Here is a 24,363-nt window from a genome sequence, read left to right on the forward strand (position 1 = left end):
TATTTATGTCGTTTGATTATATTACCTCGATCCTTGGGCCCATGCTTGAAGGGGCACAGATGACAGTCCTTTTATTTATTATTGCAATCATTGCCTCAATTCCGCTTGGATTTCTTTTGACGCTTGCTGTTAAAAGTGATATTAAGCCTTTATCACTCCTGGCGGAAGGCTATATTTATGTGATGAGGGGAACCCCTCTGCTGCTTCAGCTATTGTTTATCTGTTTTGGTTTACCGATGATTCCTGGAATCGGAGAATATTTAGTGCTGGATCGATTTGTGGCAGCCTGCCTGGGCTTTGTATTAAATTACGCTGCTTATTTTGCCGAAATTTTTCGAGGTGGGCTTTTGGCCATCGATAAAGGGCAATACGAGGCTTCCAAGGTCCTCGGGCTGAATAAATGGCAGACAACAACAAGAATCATCCTGCCTCAAATGTTCCGAGTGGCACTTCCCGCGGTGGCCAATGAATCGGTGACACTTGTCAAGGATACAGCGCTGCTCTATGCCGTTGCCGTACCGGAATTGCTTCATTTCGCTCAGACGGCTGTCAACCGGGATTTCACTATTGTTCCTTTTTTCGTTGCGGGTTTGATTTATCTTATGATGACGCTCGTCCTGACACTGTTCTTTAAAGGGATTGAGCGAAAATTTAAATTCGAATAAAAAGGATTGGTAAATGTGGCTATCATTGAAGTATCCAACCTTAAAAAATCGTTTGGACAGTTGGATGTCTTAAAACAGATAACGTTTAATGTAAATAAAAATGATGTGGTTGCCGTGATCGGCCCGTCGGGATCCGGTAAGAGCACCATGCTCCGCAGCCTGGTTCACCTCGAGGAAATCAATGGCGGAAGCATTACAGTTTCCGGAGAACCACTTGTAAAGGAAGGGGTATATTCCAAGCCCCAGGAGGTCAAGAGAATCACCTCTAAAATGGGCATGGTCTTTCAGCACTTCAACCTGTTTCCGCATCTTACGGTAAAGGAAAATCTGGAGCTGCCTCCGAGGCTGGTCAAAAAGGAGTCTCCTGAAGATATCCAGAAGAGGAGTTCAGAGCTTTTAGGTAAAATCGGTCTTGCAGACCGGGCGAGCGCTTACCCGGCCAATCTATCTGGCGGGCAAAAACAAAGGGTCGCCATTGCAAGGGCATTAATGATGAATCCGGAAATCCTCCTATTTGATGAACCCACCTCAGCTCTGGATCCAGAACTGACCGGGGAGGTCCTTGAGGTCATGAAAGCTTTGGCTGAGGAGCAAATGACGATGATCGTTGTAACCCATGAGATGGGGTTTGCCAGGGAAGTAGCCAATAAGGTGATGTTCATGGACAACGGTGAAATCATTGAATCCGGCCATCCTTCCGAGCTGTTTACGAACCCCAAAAACGAACGCACAAAGGCTTTTTTAACCCGCAGTTTAAAATAAATCAGTCTATTTAAGAGGTCCTGCCGTATATCGGCAGGCTTTTTTAGCGGGGAGTTTTACAGAAATGGAAGCCGCTAAAGCTATGTCTTAAAAGGAGTAAAATTCACTCATTTGTATGTTGGTATTGTTTCTCTGAAAGTTTCGGCTGATAAGAAATGGTGACTGGACTAGGAACACTTTGAGGGGATATACGGCCTGGACCCAAAGTGTGGTTCATTTTATGCTTTAAGGGTAAAGCATATGGTGACTATTCGAAGGAAGGCAGAACGTGTTGAAAGATTGTTCATGTTCTTTTTTTGGTTCTGGGGATGGCGTCCTTTTTGAAGGATGGTAAGTTTTCCTTAGAAGGAGTTAAAGACCTTTTTAAATGAAAGGAATTTCTTTTGTCATTGTGTAAAAAGGTTTTTTATTCCGGGAGTCTTTATGAAAATGAAGATTCCACGTGGAACATACCACAGCTTTCAGTGAACAAGCTTTGTATTCATTTATAACCTATGAAGATCGAACACAGTTCACTTTCCTGTGAATAGAATGAGGTAAAAAGAGGTTATAAGAATATGCCTATTTCGTTTCCGGTTCCTATCAGGACGCTGAAAGTCACCAGCGGGCCGAAGAAAACGGTGCATTATCCCCAAGTATTTGGCATGCAGAATCACAATCTGGAGAGAAGAATCAATGCGGCGGCTGTTCGCCAGACCCAGCAGCTGATTGACCAGCAGGTTGGGAATATGCCATCAACGGTGGAAGAAATGATCGGTTATTATGAAATTAAAAACAACCAGCGTCAGGTCCTTAGCCTGTCATTTTCTAATTATACGTACCATTACCGGGCCGCTCACGGGATGACCTATATCAAGTCTTTGACGTTTGACCTTGAAAAAGGGAGGCTTTTTGAGCTTAAAGATTTGTTTAAGCCTGGAAGTGATTATGTACAGAGGCTCTCGGCCATTATTCAAGCACAGATTAGACAGCGGGATATCCAGCTGATCAGCGACTTTACAGCCATCCAGCCCAACCAGGATTTTTATATTGCGGATAAGAGTCTCGTCGTTTATTTTCAATTATATGATATCACTCCATATGTCTTTGGATTTCCAATGTTTCCGATTTCGGTATATGAGATCCAGGATATCATTGATGAAAATGGACCGCTCGGAAGAATGGCTGAAAATAACTAACTTTAAAAGAAACAGCAAAACTGGTTATAACAAGGTCCTGCGGCATACTCGCTCGCAGGACCTTGTTTAGTTGCATAAAGTCTTTTCAGAGACATAATCAATTTCAAAGCCCAGATCCTTCAGCATTTGGTGATCGGCGGTGCTTTCCTGGCCGGCTGTTGTCAGGTAATCACCGACAAAGATGGAGTTGGCCGGATACAGTCCAAGGGGCTGCAGGCTCCTGAGATTGACTTCGCGGCCGCCGGAGATCCGGATTTCCTTTGAAGGGTTGATATAACGCATGAGGCAAAGTACCTTCAGGCAATAACGCGGATTCAATTCATCCGTACCTTCAAGAGGTGTCCCGTCAATTGCATGAAGAAAGTTAACCGGGATGGAATCTGCGTCCAGAGCTCTGAGGCTTCTGGCCATCGAAACCACATCCTCTTTGGTTTCCTTCATGCCAATGATAACTCCGGAGCACGGTGAAATTCCGGCCGCTTTAATTAATTCAACTGTATTGACCCTGTCCTGGTAGGTATGTGAAGTCGTGATGGATTCATGGTGGTTCTGTGAAGTGTTGATATTGTGATTATAGCGGTCCACACCCGCTTCCTTCAGTTTTGCGGCTTGAACCGGCTTTAATAATCCGAGGCAGGCGCAAACTTTCATATTATAGGATTTTTTTATTTCCTTGACGGCAGATACAACCTCGTCGAGCTCCTTGCCGCTTGGCCCCCTGCCGCTGGCAACAATACAATAGGTGCCGGCATTTAATTGGTGGGCCTGCGCTGCACCCTTTAGGATCGAGCTTTTATCCATCATTCTGTACTTTTCGATGGGGGCGGTTGAGATGCTGGACTGTGCGCAATAGCCGCAATTCTCGGGACACAGTCCTGATTTCGTATTGATGATCATATTCAGTTTTACCAGGTTACCGTAGTAGTGGCGGCGGATTTTATAGGCACCCTGCAATAACTCAAGCAACTCCTCATCAGGGCAGTCAAGGATGTTCAATGCCTCTTCGTCCGTTAGTTCATATCCATTCAATACTTGATGGGAAAGGTGACTGAAGTCCATTTCTTCACTCCTATTAAATTAGCTTTAAGCAGTTCTGTTCAAATTCCTGAAATGGCTGCGGGCAAATACACGATGCTCGAGACGGTGAGCCAGGACGCCAGCAAATATGGAAAGAATGATATCTTTCGGGAGCGGCACCGCCATCCACATCCAGGCCATTTGGTAGGTAAAGCCTTCAGGGGCGGTAAACCAGAGTTTATAAGCCATGTACATCCAGTTGGTGCCGAAGACGTAGTTGACGGCCATGGCAATCAGGGCAGCCAGAATATAAACCGGCAAAGTTCTTTTCCTTTCAATGATCTTGCCGGTTACGTAAGCAGTGAATATGTAGGAAACGATAAATCCAAAGGTTGGGCTAAGAATTGTTGCAAAGCCTCCGCCAAATTTGGCAAATACCGGGGCCCCGGCAAGTCCTACAAAGGCATAGACAGCCATCGCGATGGCACCCAGCCTGCTTCCCAGGATTGCACCTCCCAGTATGGCAAAAAAGGTTTGAAGAGTAATAGGAACTCCGCCAACCACCAAGAACGAGGAGACATTTGCCCCTGCAGCCATAAGAGCAACAAACAACGCGGCCATCGTTAAATCAATTGTCCTTAATCCCTTTTTCATAAGTGTTGTCCTCCAGTGAAATCATTTTTATACAATTTAGAATAATAGCTTGGGATTATTTGTGTCAACTTATTTTGTTTTTGGTTTACAAAAAAGATGGGGAGCACGTGTGATTAAAAAATAGAGGGGAGGGGGGAATGTGTGACGGGTTTCAGTGAAAAGCAGTGAGAGGGGGCACGCTAGAGGACAATGCGTGACCAGCTTCGGTGAAAAGCCGTGATACAGGGAACGCAAAGGGAAAATGTGTGACCTAGTTCGGGGAAACATCATGATAGAGGGAACCAAAAAAGAACCAAGTTACCATCCTATGTCCAAAAAATGCAAAATAGCATAACCTGCCCTGTACCATATCCAGAGCCTGAAGGAAGCCGAAGCTTTTAAAAGCAAAAAAGCCCGTATCTGTAAAGATAGGACTTTTTTTACCTATAAATAAACTCGAAGTATGAAATAAATGCGGAATGAATTATGAAATACTCTTTAATTCCTCTGTCAACAGCAGGAATTCTTGTTTGTTGTTGTCTTTTAAGGCCTGGTCGATTTTCTGATGAATTTTTTCTTTACGGAAGTTCAGCAGTGCTTTTTCTAGCACCATTTCAGCTAGCAGTGAATCCATAGCAGTTCCTTGAGTGTGTGGGGAATTAAGCAAGTTCTTTTTCATAGAAATCAACTCCTTGACCTTTTTCCTATTATACAACAAAGTTTTTCACAATTCAAAACATTTAAACTTCAATCTCGAAAATATTTTCTGCATCCTTATAAAAAGTAATTTAATAACTCTATTCATGGTGCCCTATTTTAATAGGGCGATTGTGTACAAACATGATAATGGCATGGCCAGCTTACCGCGCTCTAAATCAATAATAAAACCCTGCAGCCAAGAAAAGACTTGTTTTCCTTCGCTGTAGAACGGTTATAGTAGTATATAGAGGGATCGTCATTTCCAAGGTCAAATTTTAGGAGGAATGAAGATGAATCCGGTGATTTTATTTGATGGCGACTGCAACTTTTGCGACTCAAGTGTACAGTTTATTATAAATCGGGATCCGAAAGGAATTTTTCAATTTGCATCGCTCCAGAGTGAGGCGGGGCAGGAGTTATTGAAGAAACATAGTGTACCTGCCGATGTCGACAGCATGATTTTGATTGAGGATGAAAAGGTATACTATAAGTCGGCTGCAGCACTTAGAATTTGCCGTCACTTGCAGGGGGCGTGGAAGTTGTTATATGCCTTGATTATTGTCCCGAGCCCCATTCGCAATTTCGTTTATGATGTGATTGCCAGGAATCGCTATAAATGGTTTGGTCAAAAAGAAAGCTGCATGCTGCCTCCGCCAAGCATCCGCAAACGATTTTTATAGATCCGACAAGCTAATTTATATTAGAAGGACCATTGCGTATGATGTGCGCCTGGTCCTTTTGCCGCTTATTCCATGTTTTCCAGCATGCTTTCGATGATACTTGATGATTTGGTCACAGCCAGATTGGTTAATTCTTGATCACGGCGAAACATTCTGATTCCATATTCGGAATGATTCCGGGCTCATATCCCTTTTGCAGTTTTGTCCACGTCCTTTTCTTTTGATCGGCGAAAAGCAAGATTTCTAGTTGCTGGTATCTTCCTGAAGAAAGTCAGTAGAGGGTCTGCCTGCGAAGCAAGAGCCCGTGAAAAAATGCTTGTCCTTTTTGTCTGCCTATGGTGTATAATCAAAAATAGCGGAAAAAATTACATACTTATAAGATCAGGTGTTTTTTTAAAAGAATGCATTCTTTTAAAGACTTAAAAGGGAAGTTGGTGAAAATCCAACGCGGTCCCGCCACTGTAAATGGGAGCTTTCAGCAAAAGCCACTGTACGTTTATGTATGGGAAGGTGCTGAAGGCTGTGAACATGAGCCAGGAGACCTGCCTGATACTTAGCACCGGCAAGCCTACGAGGATAGGAGGTGTTTGGCAGGATTACATACCCTTTTGCATTTTTAAGAGTATTACCGAACCAACACCTCCTTTTAAATGTGGAGGTGTTTTTTTATTCTAAAAAAGCCTTGGCTGTGCTGGCGCTGGTCGCTTCCGCATCAACAATTTTTGGGGGAATGAAAATGAAAAAGCTTTATTTGTCCTTATTTGCTTTACTATTATCGATTGGGGTTCTGACTGCATGCGGCAGCAATGCCTCGGAACCGAAGGAAAATGCCAGTGACGAGAAACAATCTGCACAGAAAGAAAAAGCGGAATTCCCGGTCACTATTACCGATGCACTGGAAAATAAGGTTGTTATTGACTCGAAACCGGAAAAAATTGTGTCCCTTCTTCCAAGCAACACGGAAATTGCCTTTGAATTGGGACTGGGAGAGCAGGTTGTCGGGGTTTCCGATCATGACAACTATCCGAAGGAAGTCGAAGAAAAAGAAAGAATCGGCGGACTTGATTTTAACGTGGAAAAAATCGTCTCTCTGAATCCGGACCTTGTTCTTGCCCATGCTTCAAGTGCCCATAATTCTGAATCGGGATTGCAGCAGCTCAGGGATGCTGGCATTACGGTCCTTGTTGTAAATGATGCAAAGAATTTTGACGAAGTTTATGACTCCATTGTGATGGTCGGTACTGCAAATGGAGAGAAAGAAAAAGCAGAATCCCTTGTTTCCGACCTGAAAGCCAAGGTGGAAGAAATCAAGACAAAGGCACAGGAAATTCCGGAAGAAGATGTAAAATCAGTGTTTGTGGAAGTGTCCCCAGCGCCTGAAATCTATTCAGCCGGCAAGAATACTTTTATGGATGAAATGTTCCAGATTATTCATGCTAAAAATGTTGTGACTGAAGAAGGCTGGCCAAAGATGGACCCTGAAGCGGTCATCAAAGCAAATCCAGATGTCATTATCACAACACACGGCCACTATACGGAGGATCCAGTCAAGAATGTTACAGGCCGCGATGGCTGGCAGGATATTGCGGCTGTTAAGAATAATGAAGTTGTCAATGTCGATTCTGATGCTGTTACCCGTACTGGACCAAGGATCGTTCAAGGAGTAGAGGAACTTGCAAAAGCTGTTTATCCGGAAGTATTTAAATAATAAAATTTATGCTTATGTGACAGCCGCAGCGTTTCTGATGATCTCAGTCCTGCTGGGGATTTCCATTGGGACTGTTTCGGTTCCGCCGCTGGATATTATCAAAATAATCGGAGGCGAGCTTTTCTCACTGTCCTCCAATGAATACACTGAACCCATGTTTTTAAATATTGTCATGAATATTCGCCTGCCAAGGGTTATCCTTGCCGGGCTGGTTGGGGCGTCTCTCGCAATTGCGGGAGCCGCCTTTCAAGGATTATTGCGAAATCCCCTTGCAGACCCCTATACACTGGGAGTTTCCTCCGGTGCCTCTGTGGGTGCTGTCATTACACTGTTCTTCGGCATTTCCTTCCCTTTTGCCGGACTGTTCACTTTACCAATCCTAAGCATTGTTTTTGCCTTCTTAACGATCATCATTGTGCTGGCATTTACCCGGAGAATTGACCGCTCGATGAAGGTGGAAACGATTATATTAACCGGCATTATTTTCAGTTCCTTTTTAGGGGCACTGATTTCTCTCATGATTGCCCTTACCGGGGATGAACTGAGGCAAATCATAGGCTGGCTGATGGGCAGTGTGTCCATGAGGGGCTGGGACTATATAAAAATTATTTTCCCCTTCTTTCTAATTGGTGCTCTGCTTCTGCTTCTGAATGGCAGGGAACTGAATGCCATGTCCTTTGGGGAAGAAAGGGCGCAGCATATTGGGGTCAACGTTCAGAAAAGGAAAATGCTGATCCTCGTGGCTGGCTCGATTTTAACAGGGGGAGCCGTAGCTGTATCCGGGACGATCGGCTTTGTCGGTCTTGTGATTCCCCATTTGACGAGGCTGTTATGGGGCCCAGACCATAGGCATTTGCTGCCGCTTTCCATTTTAACTGGCGCGGGCTTTTTGATTCTGGCGGATCTCCTTGCTCGGACCATTATCTCTCCTACCGAGCTTCCGATCGGCGTGATAACTGCTATCGTTGGCGCCCCGGTATTTGCCGTGATTTTAATGAAAAATCGAAAGGAAAGAAGAGGATAAACATGCTAAGCGTACAACAACTGTCTGGAGGGTATTCGGAAGAAAAGGTCTTGAAGGATGTTTCCTTTCAAGTGGGGAGAGGCGAGCTGTTTGGGATTCTTGGCCCCAATGGCAGCGGCAAGACAACCTTGATGAAGATGCTGAGCGGTATCCTGCCGTTTTCCCATGGGAACGTCCGGATAAAAGGAACATCCATATCCGAGCTGTCATCAAAGGAGCTGGCGAAGATTATTGCTGTGCTGCCGCAGCATTCGGATCAGGCGTTTTCGTATACCGTCAAGGAGACTGTTTCGCTTGGGAGATATGCCCACCAGACGGGTTGGTTCCAGACATGGTCGGATGAGGATGAAGCCATCGTCCGGCAAGTGATGGAGCAGACCGGGGTAAGCCAGTTTGAGCACCAGTATTTAAATGAATTGTCAGGCGGAGAACGGCAAAGGGTTTTTCTTGCGATGGCTTTGGCCCAGGAACCTGAAATCCTTTTGCTGGATGAGCCGACGAACCACCTTGACCTTTCTTTTCAAAAGGATCTGCTGGATGCATTAAAATCCTGGACGAAGGAACGCGGCTTGACTGTCATTTCGATTTTTCATGACCTGAACCTTGCCGGTCTGTACTGTGACAGGCTTCTCCTGCTGGAAGACGGAAAAATCAGCATCAATGATGTTCCCAACGAAGTTCTGCGCGAGGAAAGAATCCGCGATGTCTACAGGACGAAAATCCAGAAACAGCCTCATCCCAAGATTCCTGCTCCGCAAATGGTCCTTCTGCCTGAAATGCTGGAGGATGAGGATGGTCCTGCCGTGATTGATGAATCCCTTCTTTCGCTGTCAGAGGAGCATATTGTTTTGCGGTCTCCCTTCCCGCTCCGGACGATGTCTTCCGGCGTAGTTGGTTCTGGAACGGGCTGGCACCAGGTGTTTGTGAATCGGCATGTCCCTAAAAGCTATGACTGCAGCGACCATCGCAAGGAAATGGGAGACTACCTGAGGATTCATGGATTTGAACCGGGCGAAACGGTCGGAATGATGACAGCGGTCTATCTGGAAGATGTCAGCTGCCAGCATTATCAAGAGGATGGTTTTTCCGTCCTGATTGTAGTAACGTCAGGAGTAGGGAACGCGGTTGATGCGTCGAGAGGCCGCGAGCATTCTTTTCAACTCTCGCCAGGAACAATCAACACCTGGATATTTATCAATGGTGAAATTACAGAGGAAGCTTTCATCCAGTGTATTATGACAGCGACCGAAGCAAAGGCAAAAGCCTTGCATGATTTAGGAGTGAAGGACCCAGTTGCCGGGACCATCGCCACTGGCACCTCTACCGACAGTATTCTGATTGCGGCAGCACAGAGAGGAAAAAAACTGGATTATGCAGGCACCATCACTCCGCTTGGAAAAGTCATTGGCTCAGGCGTCTATCATTGCACCAGGGAAGCGACAATTAAAAGCAGGAAAAGAGTGAGAACATGATTATTTTTCATCTGGCGGCCATCACTCTTGCCGTAGTGATCGATAGTATTGTCGGGGATCCTCCAAACTTGCCGCATCCGGTCAGGTGGATGGGATCCCTGATTTATTCGCTGGAAAAAAGCATAAATAAGGGGAGTTTCCGGAAGGTGAAAGGGACTGTCATGCTGGCCATTGTCCTTCTTGTTACAGGCGGAGCTTCTTTTCTGGCTGTCCACTTTGCTTATTTGCTTCATCCCGCTGCAGGCATTCTTGTGGAGGCTGTGCTCATTTCCACGGCAATTGCCCAAAAAAGCCTGAAAGAAGCGGCTCTTACTGTTTATGCTCCATTGGAAAAAGGAAATACCGAAGAAGCCCGCTTAAAGCTGTCCTATATTGTTGGCCGGGACACGGACCGGCTTGACGAGCCTGAAATTGTCAGGGGTGCTGTCGAGACGGTGGCGGAAAACACAAGTGACGGAATTACAGCTCCGTTATTCTGGGCCTTGATTGGAGGGGCTCCACTTGCTTTGATGTACCGGGGAATCAATACCTGTGATTCAATCGTAGGTTATCGCAATGAAAAATTCAGGGATTTTGGCTGGGCATCCGCCCGCCTTGATGATGCTGCCAACTGGATCCCGAGCCGGCTGACATCTCTTTGCATGCTCGCTGGCAGCAGGCCCAGTCATGTAACCACCTCAAAAGCCTGGGAAATCGTCAGGCGTGACGCGAAAAAACATCCGAGTCCCAACAGCGGCTGGGGGGAAGCTGCCGTTGCTGCCCTCCTTGGCGTTCAGCTGGGCGGAATCAATTACTATAAAGGTGTCGAATCAAACCGGGCGACAATGGGAGACCCGCTCGTCCAACTGGAGAAAAAACATATCGTAAAAGCAAATCAAATTGTGACGGTCACCGTCCCGATCTTTTTAATCTTGCTTTGGCTGGGAGGAATGCTGATTGAAATGGCCGCAGCATGGGTCTAACCCGCAATATTTATTTGATGCACTGGAGCTTCCTTTGCCGGAACAGCGGATTGATTTTAGTGCCAATATTAATCCGCAGGGACCTCCACCCATATTAAAAGAAAATTGGAGCCAGCTGTTTGCTGCCGTAACGGATTATCCGGATCCGAAAGGGAAAGAGCTGAAGGAAAAACTTGCGGAAAAGGAAGGGCTTCATACGGACCAGATTTTGCTTGGAAATGGCGGGGCAGAGATCATATCGCTTGTTGGAAGGTTTCTATCCGGCAGGAGGGTAGTCATCGTCCAGCCTGCCTTTTCTGAATACGAAGCAGCTTGCAGGGTAAATGGCTGTAACGTTGACTACCATCAACTAGTCCCTGACAGGTGGGAATGGCGGGATTTAGATTTATCCAACAAACTAGGACGCAGTGATGCCTTGTTTTTATGCAATCCAAATAATCCAACCGGTGTTTGCTATCCAAAGTCTGTCGTTGCGGGGCTGCTGAAGGAATGCGAAGAAAATGAGTGTTTCCTTGTGATTGATGAAGCATTTTATGACTTTCTGCCGGACTATGATTCTCTTGTTCCGTTTATAAACGAAAATCCACATTTGCTTATTATCAGGTCCATGACCAAAATGTTTGCGATTCCAGGCTTGAGGCTGGGCTACCTCGTTGGTGCCCCGTCCATGATCCGGAAGCTGGAAGCCCTCCAACCCCACTGGAGCATCAATGCCCTTGCATTGCAGGCAGGAGAATGGTGCCTGGAAAGTGAATCATTTGTTAGGGAGACAAGAGAATTGATTGAAAGAGAACGAACCCGGCTCTTTGCCTTTTACCAGGAGAAGGGTTTCCTTGTATCTCCTTCCTCGGTTAATTTTTATTTATTAAAAGATCCTTCTTTAAAAGACCAGCTGCCATTTTTTCGGTTTTTACTTGAAAAAGGGATGATTCCAAGGCATACAATGAATTTTCCAGGCGTTGAAGGAGGATGGCTGCGGTTTGCCATCAAAGGCAGCAGGGAAAATTCCATCCTGATGGAGGCGATTGCCGAATGGCAGAACCATCGACGTTCATTTTTATAAGCGGAGGTGTCCGCAGCGGGAAAAGCACGTTTGCTGAAGAGCTTGCTGCGGAAGTCGCACAGCAGTCGGGTTCACAGCTTCATTACATAGCCGCAGGGCAGGCAAATGATCCGGAAATGAAGGAAAGAATTGAAAAGCACAAGAAAGACCGTCTGAAAAGCGGGCTGAAGTGGAGAACGTGGGAGCAGCCGAGAAACCTTGCTGAAATTGCTTCCTCTTTTTCTGCGAAGGATGTCGTCCTGTTCGACTGTTTGACAACTCTAGTAAATAATGAGCTTTTCCAGGCTGGAGAGCAGTGGGAAGACCCTCGCTTCCAAAGGTGCATGATAGAATCAATCTCCGAAGGAATCCGGCAAATCAAAGGACGATGCCAGACGCTGATTGTCGTCAGCAATGAAGTTCTGAATGAGCCGATTGGAAGTTCTGAGCTTGTGTTTACATATTCAAAACTAATGGGAGTACTGCACCAGGAAATGGCAAGGGAAGCAAACCAGGCTTTCTTGGTAGAAGCAGGCATCCCTGCAGCAATGAAAGGAGGGGAAAAGTCATGAAGGGCATTATGGTCCAGGGTACCTCGTCCGACGTGGGGAAAAGCCTGATTGCAACCGCCATTTGCCGCGCTTTTGCCAACGAAGGGATTGCGGTGGCTCCCTTCAAATCTCAAAACATGTCCAACAATTCTTATGTCACCATTGACGGAAAAGAGATTGGAAGAGCCCAGGGGATTCAGGCGGAGGCTGCGAATACAGCTGCCAGCGTCTGGATGAACCCGATTTTGTTAAAACCAAGATCCGAACAGCAGTCTGAAATTGTGCTGCTGGGAAAGGCCATTCAAACCATGTCTGGAAAGGGCTACCGTGAATCCTTTTATGAAAAAGGTCTGGAGGCCATTTCTTCTGCACTCGCAAAGCTTGATCAGAAATATGAAATTCTTGTTATGGAAGGAGCCGGAAGCCCGGTCGAAATCAATCTGAAGGATAGGGAATTAGTCAATATGAAGGTTGCGGAAATGGCGGATGTACCGGTTATTTTGGTGGCTGATATTGACCGTGGCGGAGTGTTTGCCAGCATCGTGGGCACCCTCGAATTAATGGAGGATCACGAGAGAGCAAGAGTGAAGGGCCTGATCATCAACAAGTTCCGGGGGGACCTTTCCCTTTTTACAGATGGAGTGAAATGGCTGGAGGAAAAAACAGGAATCCCTGTGCTCGGTGTACTTCCATATCTGGAGAATCATATGATCGATGGTGAGGATTCTCTGTCTCTGCCTCCTGCATCTGTCAATAGAGGAGAAAAGCTGCTTGACATTGCCGTTCTGAAGCCTCCTTATATCTCAAATTACAGTGATATTGAGCCATTTTATTATGAACAGGGTGTTGCCATCCGCTGGGTAAGTCATGTTTCCGAGATGGGCAGCCCGGATGCCGTAATCCTGCCGGGAACGAAAAGCACGATAAGAGATTTGCAGTATTTTAAGAAAGCTCAGCTTGACGGGTGGCTAAAATCCTATTCGAAGGAAGGCGGGACCATTGTCGGAATCTGCGGGGGCTACCAAATGCTCGGCATGAAGCTGATCGATCCTCATGGTGCAGATACAGGCATCGCTTTTACAAGTGAAGAAGGATTGGGATTGATCCCGGCTGTCACTACTTTTTTAAAGGAGAAAACAACTGTCCGGGCAGAAGGCACAGTGAATCCTGCCGCGGGTAGGAGTCTGGCCGTCTCCGGCTACGAAATTCATCTGGGTGAGACGGTTCTGGAATCCAGTGACCACTATTTTCTTCTTCTTAGAGATGGCCGAGCTGAAGGCTATTTCGGGAACGATGGCCAAATCATCGGGACATACCTGCACCATCTTTTTCATAATGATGAGTGGCGCAATGAGTGGCTGAACAGCCTGCGCAAAAGGAAAGGAATTCCGACCGGGAAAATGGTTCCTGTCCGTTCGGTGAAAAACGCAAAATACGATGAACTGGCTTCCCATTTGATGGAGCATCTGGACTGGCCAAAGCTGAAGCAGATTATTTTCCAGTGGGGAGCAGAGCATGAAATGGCTTAAAGGGTTGCTGATCAATATTCAATTCTTCACTGCCATTCCTGTAAATGCGGCTTTGCCAATGGATCAGGAGCATCTGGAAAAGGCAGTCAAAACATTCCCTGTTCTCGGATTGATTCAAGGCGGCCTATATATCTTCCTGTACTATGCAGTTCTCCAGTGGACACCTTTTTCTGCCCTTACAGCGGCCTTTGTATTATGGCTTGCCGGGATCTTGATTACGGGTGGGATTCACCTCGATGGGTGGATGGATGCGAGTGACGCCTTTTTTTCTTACCGTGACAGGGAAAAGCGGCTTGAAATCATGAATGATCCACGGGTCGGAGCTTTTGGAGTGTTGTCGGTCCTTGTTTTATTAAGCGCGAGGTTTTTCTTTATCTATGAAATTACTCAGCAGGTTGAGCCCTGGTCCTATTTCTTGGCTGGATTGATTCCGTTTTTTAGCAAGACGGTCATGGGCGTTCTCCTATTAAAGGTGCCCGGGGCTAAAAAAGAAGGATTGGGGGCGCTGTTCCAGAACGCTGCCAATGACCGGACACTCTTGATGTATCCAGTGTATATCCTGATAGTACTATCGGCGGGAATTGCTTTTCATCAGGCATGGATGGGGGTCATCCTGTTTGCTGTGGTATCTGCTTTGATGCTGCCGGTTTTTAAGAGGAAAATAATCGGCTGGTTTGGAGGGATGACGGGGGACCTCCTCGGTGCAAGTACAGAAGGGACGGAGCTGGTACTATGGATGATACTGTGGCTGTTTCATTATTTCGCCATGGTTTGACAGAGGAAAATAAACGCCGCGCTTATCTTGGCTGGTCTGATTCTCCGTTATGCCCTGAAGCTAAAAAAGAGCTCAAACTTGAAAAGCCGGATTTTGACCTGGTTATCTCCAGTGATTTGGGCAGGTGCCTTGAAACGGCAGACATCCTTTTCCCGGATAGACGGGCAGAGGTCATGAAAGAATTGCGGGAAATGCATTTTGGCGAATGGGAAGGAAAGACCTATGGAGAGTTAAAGGACGATTCTCATTATCAATCCTGGCTCAATGATTTTCTGACGGTCTATCCCCCAGGTGGAGAGTCCTTTGCCCAGTTTGCTTGCAGAACTGAAGAAGGATGGAGGAGAATTTCAGCCAGGATCCTGGATCATGATGCCAGGAAAACGGCGGTCATTACCCATGGAGGGGTGATCCGCCATCTCTTGTCGCAGCTTGCCCCGGTCAAAAGAGAGTTTTGGGAATGGAGTATCCCCCATGATCGAGGCTATGAGCTCATCTGGCATAAAAAAGATTTAAGGAGGGGAGAGCGTTGCATTTTGTTACGGGAGGTGCCTTTAATGGCAAATCCAATTGGGTGAAGGATTTTTACCAGCTTGAGGATACGCCGCATCTATGGATATCCGCCTACCGGGGAGCAGAGTTACCAGCAGGGATAGTTGAATGGGAAAAGAAAGATGTGGTGGTACTCGAAGGCATGGAGCTTTGGCTGAAAAGCATGGCAGGCACATCCCTTGATGTCCGGGAGCAGTGGCAAACCTTTCTTCAGGCTTGGAAAAGCTGGGAACGGGGAGCGGAAGGAAGGATGCTCATCCTGATTGGATCCGATATCACGAAAGGAATTGTGCCGATCGATGCAGAAGAACGTAAATGGCGGGATGCGGCAGGCTGGGCTTTCCAGGATACAGCTGCGGCCGCCGACCAGGTGGATTTGGTCTGGTATGGAATTCGCCAAAAACTAAAATGAAAAGGGGAATAAGAAAATGAGATTGTATACACGTACGGGCGACAAAGGAAAAACGAGCATCATTGGCGGCAGGGTGGAAAAGGATGATATTCGGGTAGAGGCTTACGGTACCGTGGATGAAGCTAATTGTTTCGTCGGTCAGGCAGTGACCCAGCTGGATCCTGCGATTTTCCAGGACATTCTTGGCGATCTTGAAAAAATCCAGCATGAGCTCTTTGACTGCGGAGGCGATCTGGCCACTGTTAATAATAAACGGGAATTAAAGCTGATGCCTGACACGGTAGAGTATCTGGAAAAGAAGATTGATGAATTAATTGAGGAAGCGCCTGAGCTTGAACGGTTTATCCTGCCTGGCGGTGCACCCGCGGCTGCATCCATCCACCTTGCCAGGACGGTGACCAGGAGAGCTGAAAGACTGGTTGTCTCCCTGATAAAAGTAGATCCGAATGTTTCAGAGACAGCCCTTCAATATTTAAACAGGCTATCCGATTACTTTTTTGCCCTGGCAAGAGTGATTAACTTCCGGCTGAACCACAAAGATGTGGAGTATGTCCGAAGTGCAAAGGTATTCCGCGATGGGAAGCGCAAGGAGGAAAAGTAACATGCGAAGTCAGAGGCTGGCCTGGCTGGCCATGTTCGTGGCAATGACAGTCGTTGGGGCGGCTATAAAAATCCCGGCGGTCATCGGGAGTATCGCGCTGGATTCCTTTCCGGCTTTGCTGGCTGCGGCCCTGCTTGGAGGGCCCGCGGGAGCAGCAGTCGGCGGCGCGGGGCATTTGCTGTCCGCACTGATTGGCGGGATGCCGCTCGGGCCGCTTCATGTTTTAATTGCTTTCGAGATGGCTTTTCTCGCTTTTGCTTTCTCTCTTCTTTATAAAAGCGGCAAAAGGTGGCAGGCAGCCCTCCTCTTTATATTGGGCAATTCGTTTGCCGCGCCGCTGCCTTTTTTATTTTTACTCAATAAAGCCTTTTACCTCTCTCTGGTTCCGTCCCTGTTGATTGGTTCTATTTTCAATGCGGTGATTGCCGTTCTTGTCATTCCAAGGCTGTCCGGGATCGCTGAACAGCTGGCAAACAGGGGGAGGACGAGCCAATGAGGGACGTGCTCCAGATTCCTTTTTCTGAAGAAGAAATGATTGTTATTGCGAGCGACAATAGCGGCGGTGTCGGGCAGAAGGATGCGGACGCAGTCTCAGTCCCATATGAGGTGGTGAGCTACTATTCGTTTCGGACCGCCGTGATGGAGTGCATCGCAGCGGGTGCGAATCCATTTGCTGCAATCCTTCAGAATTTCTGCGGGGAGAATGCCTGGGAAGCCCTAAAGGCAGGGATCAAAAAAGGTCTTACGGAGTTAAAAATAGAGGATATTGAAATAACGGGAAGTACCGAGAGTAATTTTGCGCTGCTCCAGTCTGCCGCCGGGATCACAGTGTTAGGCAGGAAGCGGAAGCAAGAGGGGGGCTGGGGGCTTGCGTATACGAGTCAAACCGCAATTGGGATCATTGGCAGCCCTCTTGTCGGGAACGAAGTGGTTGAACAGGAAACCGAAGTGGCCCCGTTAGCTTTATTTTATAAAATCGCCACGATGGACAGGGTCGTAACCTTGCCTGTCGGTTCAAAAGGAATCCTTCATGAACTGAACCAGCTGTTTGAACATAGGTGCTTCCAGGGAAAACAGGTACATACTGACTTGGATCTCATGAAATCTTCCGGTCCCTCGACCTGCTTTATTGTCGCGTACCCGCGGGAAAAGGCATCGGAAGTAAAATCGGCAGCGGGCCGTTATTTTCATGAAGTAAACATCGATTTGGAGTGAAGCGTTTGCTTACCTTGTACGTTGCCAGACATGGGGAAACAGAATGGAATGCAGAGAAGAGGATGCAGGGCCGCCTTGATTCAAAGCTGACAGAGAAGGGAAAGAGGGATGCCATGCTGCTTGGGGAAAGGCTGAAGGGCACCCGGTTTGAGCAAATCATCTCTTCTCCCAGCGGGCGGGCATTAGAGACCGTCGAACTCGTGCGGGGAGGGAGAAGCATTCCCGTGACAACCGATGAAAGGCTGTTTGAAATTCATCTGGGTTCCTGGCAGGGGAAAACGGATGCAGAAATAAAGGGATTGTATCCTGCCCAGTTCCACTCTTACTGGAATCTCCCCGAGCTTTATGAAAACCAGGGGGGCGAAAGCTTTCATGAGGTGAAACAAAGGATTTCTGAATTCATTGGGGATCTTGAGAAGAGAGTTCCTTCAGGGAATGTTCTTGTGATTACACATGGTGTGGTCATCAAAGCATTGTACCTCATTTGCCGGAATTCCCGGATTAATGAAATCTGGAATCCCCCGTTTATCCATGGAACCAGTTTAACGGTTGTCAATGTGGCGGAAGGAAGAAGGGAACTGCTGCTTGAGGGGTGTGTCGAGCACTGCAGGCATCCGTAGCACAGCTGGGGCGGCCCTGCAAATGTGGCAGGTCGATTTCCCAGCAATCGATATGAGAAGACAGGGCTACTATGTGAGATTCATAGTGCCCTTTTTTGATGGAAGCCAAAGAAAATGGTCGTTCTGCCTGGGTGCTGGCTTTTTCAGCTTTGCGTGGGGGTGGACTGCTGCTGGATATGTCTTCACGATTATCGTAGCTCTTGCAGCGTTTATCGCAATCCTTGGCTTTTGTATTGGCTGTTTTCTATTATTTCAATGGAAACAATACACATACAGGCGGAGCCATCGTTAACTAAAGAAATATGAGCAGCAAAATCAGCAGTTTTAAAATCCTGCTGCTTTTTCTTGTCCGGAAGGCTGAACAGGCAGCAAGTGATGGAAGTAGCTTTTAAGAATGAGCCATCGCGCAGGGTAGGATCTGGTGAAATCCTCAAGAACGCAAGGACAATAATATACGAGACAATCAAGCGAAACACGCTGTTTTTTTAGATCATGGAGGAGTGCATGCAGGATTGTATAGTGAGAGTTAAGCTGGTGCTGATTCAAAGTAACAATCTGAATCTTCTTGTCCCCGATAAAAGGCAGCAGTGCCTGTTCCTGCAGATGGAAGCTTTCCTCCCTGGATAAGCCATTCAAATGGATTTTGTCATTGATAAAATAAATGCCATGCAAAGTCCACACCCCGTTCCTCTATTTGTTATCGTTATATCCAAATAGAGGGAGGGGAATACCTTTCCACAGCCAGTGAAGCGCCTTTTAAAAAAGTATTAACAATCCTATCAAAGTTTTAACCAAATATAGTGGTGTAATGCTGTACAATAAAAGAAAGGATACAAGGGAGGGCTGTCTGTGCAGGATAGTACAAGGAAAGAAGTCTATTCGTGGATCAAGTCATTTATATTTGCAATCATTCTCTCGTTTATCTGCCAGAAATTTTTATTTACACCTGTAACGGTTCAGGGAGAATCCATGATGCCAACATTTGAAAATAACAACAAAGTCGTTGTCAGTAAAATAAGCGAGATTGAACGATTTGACATGATTGTGTTTCACTCCCCCATCTCTGAAGATAATCATATCAAAAGGGTCATCGGTCTGCCTGGAGACAAGGTAGAGGTCAAAGACGATGTCTTATATATTAATGGGGTAAAAAGAGAGGAGCCTTATTTAAAATCCAATAAAGAGCAGTACCAGATGACACTCACGCAGGATTTTGCCACCGAGGTACCTGACCACTCTTTGTTTGTGATGGGGGACAATCGCCTGAAAAGTGGAGATAGCCGGTATTATGGATTTATTTCCTATGATGCTGTTATAGGAGAGGTTAAATTTCGGTATTATCCTTTTCGGGAAATAGGAATACCAAGATAAACAGGAAAAGTTATACTGCTTAATGTATAACTTTTCCTGTTTTTATTTAGGATCCCGGGAGATTTGGTATTGAGCTTCCTCGCTGTCCTGGGCATGGGCGCCGCTCGGGCCAAAGAAATTCAGGACGACAACTCCGGCTACAATGAGCAGGATTCCGATTACACTGCCTGCTGTTATTTTTTCTTTCCAGATTAAGATGGAAATCACAACGGTTGCAACCGTGCCAATACCGGACCATAATGCGTAGGCAATGTTCAGGGGGATCGTTTTTAATGAAAGTGATAAAAAGAAAAAGGCAAAGACAAAGCTGATAATCACTCCAATGGTAGGAAAGACTTTGGTGAAACCGTCAGAAGCTTTCAATAAGGAAGTGCCAATTAATTCCCCCATGATGGATAAAAGCAGAAATACATAAGCCATGTTAAAAACCTCCGCGTGTTGTCTATCTGTTCCCTAATTATAAAGTATGCCGATAATGGCTGCTAATTTTTGACCCTTTGAACAGGGGGCAGCGACAGTAATTTTCATTTTTTTATATAAAAAATGAAAACCTGCGGAAGGTGAGGCTCGTCTAAGAAAAGGGGGTGCCAGGATGGAGGAATTTTTTACCGAAGTGATAGAAACGGATGACAAAGATCTATTAATTGGCGAGATTATGCATCGACACGGACAGGAAATTTTACAGCTCGTTTATTCCTATGTAAAGAATAGGAGTATTGCTGAGGATTTGACCCAGGACATATTCGTCAAGTGTTATAAATCTCTTCATACATACAGCGGGAAAGCCCGGATCAGAACGTGGCTGTGGCGGATTGCGATTAACCACTGCAAGGATTACTTAAAAAGCTGGTATGCCAGGAATGTCATTCTTACAGAGAAAGAAACGGAACCAGCTTATCATCAAGACAAGACGGTTGAACAAACAGTCATCCAAAAAGGCGAGGATCAGGAATTGGCAGAAGCCGTAATGGAACTGCCGATAAAATATCGGGAAGTCATCTACCTGTTTTATTTTGAAGAGCTTTCCATAAAAGAGATTTCTGAAGTAACAGACATTAAAGAGAATACACTGAAGACAAGATTAAGGCGGGCGAAAGACCTTTTGAAAGAACGATTGGAGGGTTAAAAGTGGAAGAACGTTTAAAGAAGCTTCGTAAATCAATGAAGGAAACGACATTCCGGAACGTGAACTTCACGGAAGACCAGCAGGAGTCCATTCGCAAGGCGATCAGTAAAAGCGGGGAAAGTGACGAAATGATCTATTCTGCCATCCTGCAGCTGACAACGATTGAAAAAACGGGTTATGACCTGGCAAAAGTAATACTGGCCCGCGGCATCAAAAGGTTTGAAGACAACGAGGGACTGTTGTACACCCTTCTTCACGGAATGGAACAAAAAGGATATTTACACATCCGATGGGACGAAGAAGGAGCCAAATATTACCGGATAAGTGACAAAGGCAGAAAAGTTCTGGCCAGGTCCGAAGGGAAAGCGACGAAGAAGAAGCTGGCGTTTTCTGAATTGCTGGAAGGGTGACGGAATATTCCTCAAGGGAGGAGCTCCATTTCCGCAGGAGGATGCCGCTGAGTTTTTATAGTTCGAAGTTTTTTCTAAAATCCTGATTTGAGATCCGAATCGGGATTTTTTTGATTCAAAGCGGACTTTTATTGCCCAATTTAAGGAATTTATTTTCCGAAGCTTTTGCCGCTGGGTTTTATTTTCTAAAGCAAAGCTCATATTTTTCAATATCCTGATTAATGATCCAAATTGGATTTTTATTTTCCAAAAGGTCGCTTTTATTGCCCAATTTAAGGAATTTATTTTCCGAAGCTTTTGCCGCTGGGTTTTATTTTCTAAAGCAAGGCTCATATTTTTCAAAATCCTGATTAATGATCCAAATTGGGATTTTTATTTTTCAAAAGGTCGCATTTATTGTTCAAGCCAGGCTATTTATTTTTCGAGGGCCCTGCCACAGCGTGCCCCCGGGTTTTTATTATCCAACGCCAGGCTAATATTTTTCAAAATCCTGATTAATGATCCAAATTGGGATTTTTATTTTCCAAAAGGACGCTTTTATTGTTCAAGCCAGGCTATTTATTTTTCGCGGGCCCTGCCACAGCGTGCCCCCGGGTTTTTATTATCCAACGCCAGGCTAATATTTTTCAAAATCCTGATTTATGATCCAAAATGGACTTTTTATTTTTCAAAAGGTCGCTTTTATTGTTCAAGTCAGGCTATTTATTTTTCGAGGGCCCTGCCACAGCGTGCCCCCGGGTTTTTATTATCCAACGCCAGGCTAATATTTTTCAAAATCCTGATTTATGATCCAAAATGGGGTTTTTATTTTTCAAAAGTCACTATTATTGTTCAAGCCAGGCCGTTTATCTTTCAAAGTCCAAGTCTCAGCGTGCATCAGGGTTTTTATTTTTCAAAGCAAAGCTCTTATTTTTCAAAATCCTGATTTATGATCCAAATTGGGATTTTTATTTTTCAAAAGGTCGCTTTTATTGTTCAAGCAAGACTATTTATTTTTCAAAGTCCATGTCTTAGGGTGCCCCCGGGTCTTTATTTTCCAAAGCAAGGCTCTTATTTTTCAAAATCCCGATTTATGATCCAAATTAGGATTTTTATTTTCCAAAAGGTCGCTTTTATTGTTCAAGCCAGGTCGTTTCTCTTTCAAAGTCCATGTCTCAGCGTGCATCAGGGTTTTTACTTTTCAAAGCTTCTGCCGCCGGAAATACCCCGGCAGCCATACAGCTCTGCCGGGGCATTGATTTACTTTTGGACGGTGATGGCCTGCTTTCCGATTTGCTCCCATCCGGCAATAAATGGTTTGCGGGGCAAGCGGCGATTCTTGCTGTCCAGCGGGTCGTTGACATAAATATACTTGTCATCATATCCAGTAACCAGCACAGAATGCATCTTGTATGTGATCTTCATGGTTCCATTTGTTGTCTGCCAGGTTTCCCATTCCTGTTCGGGGACAAGGTCAAAAGTGCTTGTTACAATGACCCATACTGGCTGCTGCCTATTGAGCTGAACCATGACTTCTCCAAAATCTTTTCCCGTTAGATCGTTCACTCCGGAAGGCAAATAGGCCTCTGCCAGATTTTTTATCGGCCCATGATAAACCCCGATGCCTGGCTTGGACTTGGTATGCATGTTCCCGACAAATCCTTCATTCATATTTCCTTTTAAGCCGTTCCTCTCAAAGGGCACTTTCTTAATTTTATTGGCTAGCGTCATTTTATCAATTTCTATCCCGGCATCATTTAACAGCATGGCGAGGCTTGTGACTTCACATCCCCTCGCAAGTTCCGGTTCTTGTTTAATATGGGGAGCATCGATCAGAACTTTCTTCCTGGTCTTAATGGTTTCACGGGAATTTTGAAGGCCCAGCTGTTTTGGGACCTGTTCACCATCACCCTGTGAGGACTTTTCCTGTTCATTGTGGGCTGTTTGGTGACCACAGCCTGTTATCAGGATCAATATAAAGGTCAAATGAAAAAAAGCTCTTAGGCTAAACATACTTTGCTTTCAACTCCTAGGAAGGATGTATTCATCTTTTTCCCAGAGAGTCGACATATTATCTTAGGAATTAATAGGGAGAAGAGACTATGTATGATCTTCCTTTTTTTTTCTGTTCTTGAAAAAAGCGAGCACTAGGAGCCCAATTGGAATAATCGCCATAATGATCGGGAAAACCCGATGAAGCATAAAATTAAGCCCCTCCAGCAAATGTTCAGAATAGCTGCTTGCTATGGTGACCGATATAAATAATGTAACCAAGCCCAAAGGGTAGACTGTCTTGGTTGGATCCTTTATTTTAAATAATACTGCTGCTCCAGCTACAGCCCCATATAAATACACACTGGCCTTAAAGAAGATTCCAATCACCATTGCCATCATGAAAAACACATCGAGACGTTCCAGAAATTCCGCCACTTGAATGGATTGAACAGTTGAAAGAAGCGGGAACTGTGAACGGGCAGTCAAGTCCACCCCGAGGACACTGATGTTAATGGCCATTACGATGGCAAGGTTGATTCCGCTTAAGGTTAAAGCGAAGAACCCGGTCATCTTGGCCTTCATAGGATGGTTCAGATACGGAAGGAGTGTCGAAAAGACAATCGCTTCACCAAAAGGGAAAAAAACTGTCTCAGTTAATCCCACCTTCAGTACTGGCATAATCCCTGCTTCAAGAACAGGCTTCAGATTATTGACATCAATTAACCCGGAAAAAACAATAAGGGCAAATCCTACGATGGCAAGAACATACATGAGGATAAAAAACATTTCCCCCGTTCTCGCCAAGACTTCGATCCCTTTGCGCAAGGCGTAGATAACAACAAGGATCAATAATGCATTCACAATAAAGAGAGGAGTTTCAACATAGGCAAATGTCAGCAGCATTTCGCCGAAATCACGAAGCACTCTCGCTGCCAGGTAGATAAACAGCAGGATATACATATACCCAAGAATGCTTCCCAAAAATTTGCCGAGTATTTTTTGCATGTACTCTGCTGGAGGGGAGTTCGGATAGTAGCGGAACAGTCGATATTGCACCCAGAATAAAAAGAGTCCTCCTGCAAGGCCAAAGAGGATGGCGAGCCACGCATCCTGTTTAGCCCCAATGGCGAGCGGGACAAGAATAGCGCTTCCCAGTTCAAATATCATAATAAGGACAAATAGCTGATAGGCGCTTATTTTTGCTTTTTCCAAGGGTATCCGTCACGTCCTTTTTTACTCAGCCATCATTACCTGCCAAAATGAGGTTTGTTTCGAAAAAACCGTACAATGGATATAGGCTTCTGCATTCACTTCCACCTTTAAAGCAGGAAAGAGTGACGCCGTTCCAAGTTTTAAGGTTATTTGCATCTTTGGGAATAGTTCAATTG

At 45.7% G+C, this 24,363-nt stretch carries 30 protein-coding genes and 1 riboswitch; of the genes, 22 read left to right on the top strand and 8 right to left on the bottom strand.

Annotated features, from left to right (window positions below):
- The first annotated feature begins 5 nt into the window (after nt 1–5).
- From EV146_RS20155 to EV146_RS20165, 3 genes are all read left to right on the top strand, one after another.
- Entirely contained in the window at nt 6–665 is a 660-nt protein-coding gene (locus EV146_RS20155) for an amino acid ABC transporter permease (RefSeq protein WP_132010106.1), read from the top strand.
- A 15-nt stretch (nt 666–680) separates the two neighbouring features.
- On the top strand, nt 681–1,427 hold the full coding sequence (locus tag EV146_RS20160; RefSeq protein WP_132010109.1) for an amino acid ABC transporter ATP-binding protein: 747 nt from the start codon (nt 681–683) through the stop codon (nt 1,425–1,427).
- A 557-nt stretch (nt 1,428–1,984) separates the two neighbouring features.
- Nucleotides 1,985–2,605, top strand: coding sequence for a DUF3298 and DUF4163 domain-containing protein (locus EV146_RS20165; protein ID WP_132010112.1), 621 nt, complete (start codon nt 1,985–1,987; stop codon nt 2,603–2,605).
- 66 nt (nt 2,606–2,671) lie between these two features.
- On the opposite strand, the gene bioB is transcribed toward EV146_RS20165, so the two are convergent.
- The 3 genes from bioB to EV146_RS20180 form a co-directional block, all read right to left on the bottom strand.
- Nucleotides 2,672–3,664, bottom strand: a complete 993-nt coding sequence (gene bioB / locus EV146_RS20170; RefSeq protein WP_132010115.1) for a biotin synthase BioB — start codon at nt 3,662–3,664, stop codon at nt 2,672–2,674.
- A gap of 24 nt (nt 3,665–3,688) precedes the next feature.
- The gene (locus EV146_RS20175) at nt 3,689–4,276 is read right to left on the bottom strand and encodes a biotin transporter BioY (RefSeq protein WP_132010118.1); all 588 of its coding nucleotides are present in this window, start codon (nt 4,274–4,276) and stop codon (nt 3,689–3,691) included.
- A gap of 463 nt (nt 4,277–4,739) precedes the next feature.
- On the bottom strand, nt 4,740–4,934 hold the full coding sequence (locus tag EV146_RS20180; protein ID WP_121609994.1) for an IDEAL domain-containing protein: 195 nt from the start codon (nt 4,932–4,934) through the stop codon (nt 4,740–4,742).
- Between the two features lie 310 nt (nt 4,935–5,244).
- Here EV146_RS20180 and EV146_RS20185 point away from each other — a divergent pair, with 310 nt between their 5' ends.
- The 16 genes from EV146_RS20185 (at nt 5,245) to EV146_RS28415 (ending at nt 18,386) form a co-directional block, all read left to right on the top strand.
- Nucleotides 5,245–5,634, top strand: coding sequence for a thiol-disulfide oxidoreductase DCC family protein (locus tag EV146_RS20185; protein WP_132010120.1), 390 nt, complete (start codon nt 5,245–5,247; stop codon nt 5,632–5,634).
- 366 nt (nt 5,635–6,000) lie between these two features.
- Nucleotides 6,001–6,198, top strand: a riboswitch (cobalamin riboswitch).
- 172 nt (nt 6,199–6,370) lie between these two features.
- Nucleotides 6,371–7,342 carry an ABC transporter substrate-binding protein gene (locus EV146_RS20190; protein WP_132010123.1) on the top strand — a complete coding sequence of 324 codons (972 nt, stop codon included), beginning with the start codon at nt 6,371–6,373 and terminating at the stop codon, nt 7,340–7,342.
- Nucleotides 7,308–8,366, top strand: coding sequence for a FecCD family ABC transporter permease (locus tag EV146_RS20195; RefSeq protein WP_132010126.1), 1,059 nt, complete (start codon nt 7,308–7,310; stop codon nt 8,364–8,366). The genes EV146_RS20190 and EV146_RS20195 overlap by 35 nt, the downstream gene beginning before the upstream one ends.
- 2 nt (nt 8,367–8,368) lie before the next feature.
- Nucleotides 8,369–9,838 (top strand): adenosylcobinamide amidohydrolase, encoded by a 1,470-nt coding sequence (locus EV146_RS20200; RefSeq protein ID WP_132010129.1) that lies wholly within the window; start codon nt 8,369–8,371, stop codon nt 9,836–9,838.
- A complete protein-coding gene (gene cbiB, locus EV146_RS20205) occupies nt 9,835–10,800 on the top strand; it encodes an adenosylcobinamide-phosphate synthase CbiB (RefSeq protein WP_132010132.1) in 966 nt (321 codons plus the stop codon). Before EV146_RS20200 ends, cbiB begins: the two co-directional genes overlap by 4 nt.
- On the top strand, nt 10,775–11,863 hold the full coding sequence (cobD, locus tag EV146_RS20210) for a threonine-phosphate decarboxylase CobD (protein ID WP_132010135.1): 1,089 nt from the start codon (nt 10,775–10,777) through the stop codon (nt 11,861–11,863). The genes cbiB and cobD overlap by 26 nt, the downstream gene beginning before the upstream one ends.
- Nucleotides 11,833–12,414 (top strand): bifunctional adenosylcobinamide kinase/adenosylcobinamide-phosphate guanylyltransferase, encoded by a 582-nt coding sequence (locus tag EV146_RS20215; RefSeq protein ID WP_132010139.1) that lies wholly within the window; start codon nt 11,833–11,835, stop codon nt 12,412–12,414. The genes cobD and EV146_RS20215 overlap by 31 nt, the downstream gene beginning before the upstream one ends.
- Complete coding sequence (locus tag EV146_RS20220) at nt 12,411–13,922, top strand: cobyric acid synthase (RefSeq protein WP_132010142.1); 1,512 nt, start codon at nt 12,411–12,413, stop codon at nt 13,920–13,922. Before EV146_RS20215 ends, EV146_RS20220 begins: the two co-directional genes overlap by 4 nt.
- Nucleotides 13,909–14,697 carry an adenosylcobinamide-GDP ribazoletransferase gene (gene cobS / locus EV146_RS20225; RefSeq protein WP_132010145.1) on the top strand — a complete coding sequence of 263 codons (789 nt, stop codon included), beginning with the start codon at nt 13,909–13,911 and terminating at the stop codon, nt 14,695–14,697. Before EV146_RS20220 ends, cobS begins: the two co-directional genes overlap by 14 nt.
- Nucleotides 14,655–15,272, top strand: coding sequence for a histidine phosphatase family protein (locus tag EV146_RS20230; protein WP_132010148.1), 618 nt, complete (start codon nt 14,655–14,657; stop codon nt 15,270–15,272). Before cobS ends, EV146_RS20230 begins: the two co-directional genes overlap by 43 nt.
- A complete protein-coding gene (locus tag EV146_RS20235) occupies nt 15,224–15,658 on the top strand; it encodes a bifunctional adenosylcobinamide kinase/adenosylcobinamide-phosphate guanylyltransferase (protein WP_132010150.1) in 435 nt (144 codons plus the stop codon). The genes EV146_RS20230 and EV146_RS20235 overlap by 49 nt, the downstream gene beginning before the upstream one ends.
- 16 nt (nt 15,659–15,674) lie before the next feature.
- Complete coding sequence (locus EV146_RS20240; RefSeq protein ID WP_132010153.1) at nt 15,675–16,259, top strand: cob(I)yrinic acid a,c-diamide adenosyltransferase; 585 nt, start codon at nt 15,675–15,677, stop codon at nt 16,257–16,259.
- A gap of 1 nt (nt 16,260) precedes the next feature.
- Nucleotides 16,261–16,755 (top strand): ECF transporter S component, encoded by a 495-nt coding sequence (locus tag EV146_RS20245; RefSeq protein ID WP_132010156.1) that lies wholly within the window; start codon nt 16,261–16,263, stop codon nt 16,753–16,755.
- Nucleotides 16,752–17,474 carry an ATP-binding protein gene (locus EV146_RS20250; protein WP_132010159.1) on the top strand — a complete coding sequence of 241 codons (723 nt, stop codon included), beginning with the start codon at nt 16,752–16,754 and terminating at the stop codon, nt 17,472–17,474. Before EV146_RS20245 ends, EV146_RS20250 begins: the two co-directional genes overlap by 4 nt.
- 5 nt (nt 17,475–17,479) lie before the next feature.
- The gene (locus EV146_RS20255; protein WP_181215948.1) at nt 17,480–18,094 is read left to right on the top strand and encodes a histidine phosphatase family protein; all 615 of its coding nucleotides are present in this window, start codon (nt 17,480–17,482) and stop codon (nt 18,092–18,094) included.
- A 22-nt stretch (nt 18,095–18,116) separates the two neighbouring features.
- Complete coding sequence (locus tag EV146_RS28415) at nt 18,117–18,386, top strand: DUF4395 family protein (RefSeq protein WP_373566085.1); 270 nt, start codon at nt 18,117–18,119, stop codon at nt 18,384–18,386.
- A gap of 32 nt (nt 18,387–18,418) precedes the next feature.
- Here the strand turns inward: EV146_RS28415 and EV146_RS20265 are convergent, their stop codons facing one another.
- On the bottom strand, nt 18,419–18,766 hold the full coding sequence (locus EV146_RS20265) for a hypothetical protein (protein ID WP_132010166.1): 348 nt from the start codon (nt 18,764–18,766) through the stop codon (nt 18,419–18,421).
- Nucleotides 18,767–18,943: 177 nt separating this feature from the next.
- Here EV146_RS20265 and lepB point away from each other — a divergent pair, with 177 nt between their 5' ends.
- Nucleotides 18,944–19,465 (top strand): signal peptidase I, encoded by a 522-nt coding sequence (gene lepB, locus EV146_RS20270; RefSeq protein ID WP_132010168.1) that lies wholly within the window; start codon nt 18,944–18,946, stop codon nt 19,463–19,465.
- 42 nt (nt 19,466–19,507) lie between these two features.
- Here lepB and EV146_RS20275 read toward each other — a convergent pair whose 3' ends face one another.
- Entirely contained in the window at nt 19,508–19,885 is a 378-nt protein-coding gene (locus EV146_RS20275; protein WP_132010170.1) for a DMT family transporter, read from the bottom strand.
- A gap of 172 nt (nt 19,886–20,057) precedes the next feature.
- Between EV146_RS20275 and EV146_RS20280 the strand changes: the two genes are divergently transcribed.
- Nucleotides 20,058–20,591: a sigma-70 family RNA polymerase sigma factor gene (locus EV146_RS20280; RefSeq protein ID WP_132010172.1), complete on the top strand. Its 534-nt coding sequence runs from the start codon at nt 20,058–20,060 to the stop codon at nt 20,589–20,591.
- 2 nt (nt 20,592–20,593) lie between these two features.
- Complete coding sequence (locus tag EV146_RS20285; RefSeq protein WP_132010174.1) at nt 20,594–21,001, top strand: PadR family transcriptional regulator; 408 nt, start codon at nt 20,594–20,596, stop codon at nt 20,999–21,001.
- A gap of 1,239 nt (nt 21,002–22,240) precedes the next feature.
- Here EV146_RS20285 and EV146_RS20290 read toward each other — a convergent pair.
- From EV146_RS20290 to EV146_RS28230, 3 genes are all read right to left on the bottom strand, one after another.
- Entirely contained in the window at nt 22,241–22,993 is a 753-nt protein-coding gene (locus tag EV146_RS20290; protein ID WP_132010176.1) for a C39 family peptidase, read from the bottom strand.
- 87 nt (nt 22,994–23,080) lie between these two features.
- Nucleotides 23,081–24,187 carry a GerAB/ArcD/ProY family transporter gene (locus EV146_RS20295; protein WP_132010178.1) on the bottom strand — a complete coding sequence of 369 codons (1,107 nt, stop codon included), beginning with the start codon at nt 24,185–24,187 and terminating at the stop codon, nt 23,081–23,083.
- 21 nt (nt 24,188–24,208) lie between these two features.
- Nucleotides 24,209–24,343, bottom strand: a complete 135-nt coding sequence (locus EV146_RS28230) for a hypothetical protein (protein ID WP_277873233.1) — start codon at nt 24,341–24,343, stop codon at nt 24,209–24,211.
- Between the last annotated feature and the right edge of the window lie 20 nt (nt 24,344–24,363).

Origin of the sequence: Mesobacillus foraminis (genome assembly GCF_004340465.1) — a bacterium.
Taxonomy (GTDB): domain Bacteria; phylum Bacillota; class Bacilli; order Bacillales; family Cytobacillaceae; genus Mesobacillus_B; species Mesobacillus_B foraminis.

Bases quoted from the DNA above. Each gene is read 5' to 3' on its own strand.
- EV146_RS20155 (WP_132010106.1), top strand. From the start codon at position 6: ATGTCGTTTGATTATATTACCTCGATCCTTGGGCCCATGCTTGAAGGG.
- EV146_RS20165 (WP_132010112.1), top strand. From the start codon at position 1,985: ATGCCTATTTCGTTTCCGGTTCCTATCAGGACGCTGAAAGTCACCAGC.
- bioB (WP_132010115.1), bottom strand. From the start codon at position 3,664: ATGGACTTCAGTCACCTTTCCCATCAAGTATTGAATGGATATGAACTA.
- EV146_RS20175 (WP_132010118.1), bottom strand. From the start codon at position 4,276: ATGAAAAAGGGATTAAGGACAATTGATTTAACGATGGCCGCGTTGTTT.
- EV146_RS20180 (WP_121609994.1), bottom strand. From the start codon at position 4,934: ATGAAAAAGAACTTGCTTAATTCCCCACACACTCAAGGAACTGCTATG.
- EV146_RS20185 (WP_132010120.1), top strand. From the start codon at position 5,245: ATGAATCCGGTGATTTTATTTGATGGCGACTGCAACTTTTGCGACTCA.
- EV146_RS20190 (WP_132010123.1), top strand. From the start codon at position 6,371: ATGAAAAAGCTTTATTTGTCCTTATTTGCTTTACTATTATCGATTGGG.
- EV146_RS20200 (WP_132010129.1), top strand. From the start codon at position 8,369: ATGCTAAGCGTACAACAACTGTCTGGAGGGTATTCGGAAGAAAAGGTC.
- cbiB (WP_132010132.1), top strand. From the start codon at position 9,835: ATGATTATTTTTCATCTGGCGGCCATCACTCTTGCCGTAGTGATCGAT.
- EV146_RS20215 (WP_132010139.1), top strand. From the start codon at position 11,833: ATGGCAGAACCATCGACGTTCATTTTTATAAGCGGAGGTGTCCGCAGC.
- EV146_RS20220 (WP_132010142.1), top strand. From the start codon at position 12,411: ATGAAGGGCATTATGGTCCAGGGTACCTCGTCCGACGTGGGGAAAAGC.
- cobS (WP_132010145.1), top strand. From the start codon at position 13,909: ATGAAATGGCTTAAAGGGTTGCTGATCAATATTCAATTCTTCACTGCC.
- EV146_RS20230 (WP_132010148.1), top strand. From the start codon at position 14,655: ATGGATGATACTGTGGCTGTTTCATTATTTCGCCATGGTTTGACAGAG.
- EV146_RS20240 (WP_132010153.1), top strand. From the start codon at position 15,675: ATGAGATTGTATACACGTACGGGCGACAAAGGAAAAACGAGCATCATT.
- EV146_RS20245 (WP_132010156.1), top strand. From the start codon at position 16,261: ATGCGAAGTCAGAGGCTGGCCTGGCTGGCCATGTTCGTGGCAATGACA.
- EV146_RS20250 (WP_132010159.1), top strand. From the start codon at position 16,752: ATGAGGGACGTGCTCCAGATTCCTTTTTCTGAAGAAGAAATGATTGTT.
- EV146_RS28415 (WP_373566085.1), top strand. From the start codon at position 18,117: ATGTGGCAGGTCGATTTCCCAGCAATCGATATGAGAAGACAGGGCTAC.
- EV146_RS20275 (WP_132010170.1), bottom strand. From the start codon at position 19,885: ATGGCTTATGTATTTCTGCTTTTATCCATCATGGGGGAATTAATTGGC.
- EV146_RS20280 (WP_132010172.1), top strand. From the start codon at position 20,058: ATGGAGGAATTTTTTACCGAAGTGATAGAAACGGATGACAAAGATCTA.
- EV146_RS20290 (WP_132010176.1), bottom strand. From the start codon at position 22,993: ATGTTTAGCCTAAGAGCTTTTTTTCATTTGACCTTTATATTGATCCTG.
- EV146_RS28230 (WP_277873233.1), bottom strand. From the start codon at position 24,343: ATGCAAATAACCTTAAAACTTGGAACGGCGTCACTCTTTCCTGCTTTA.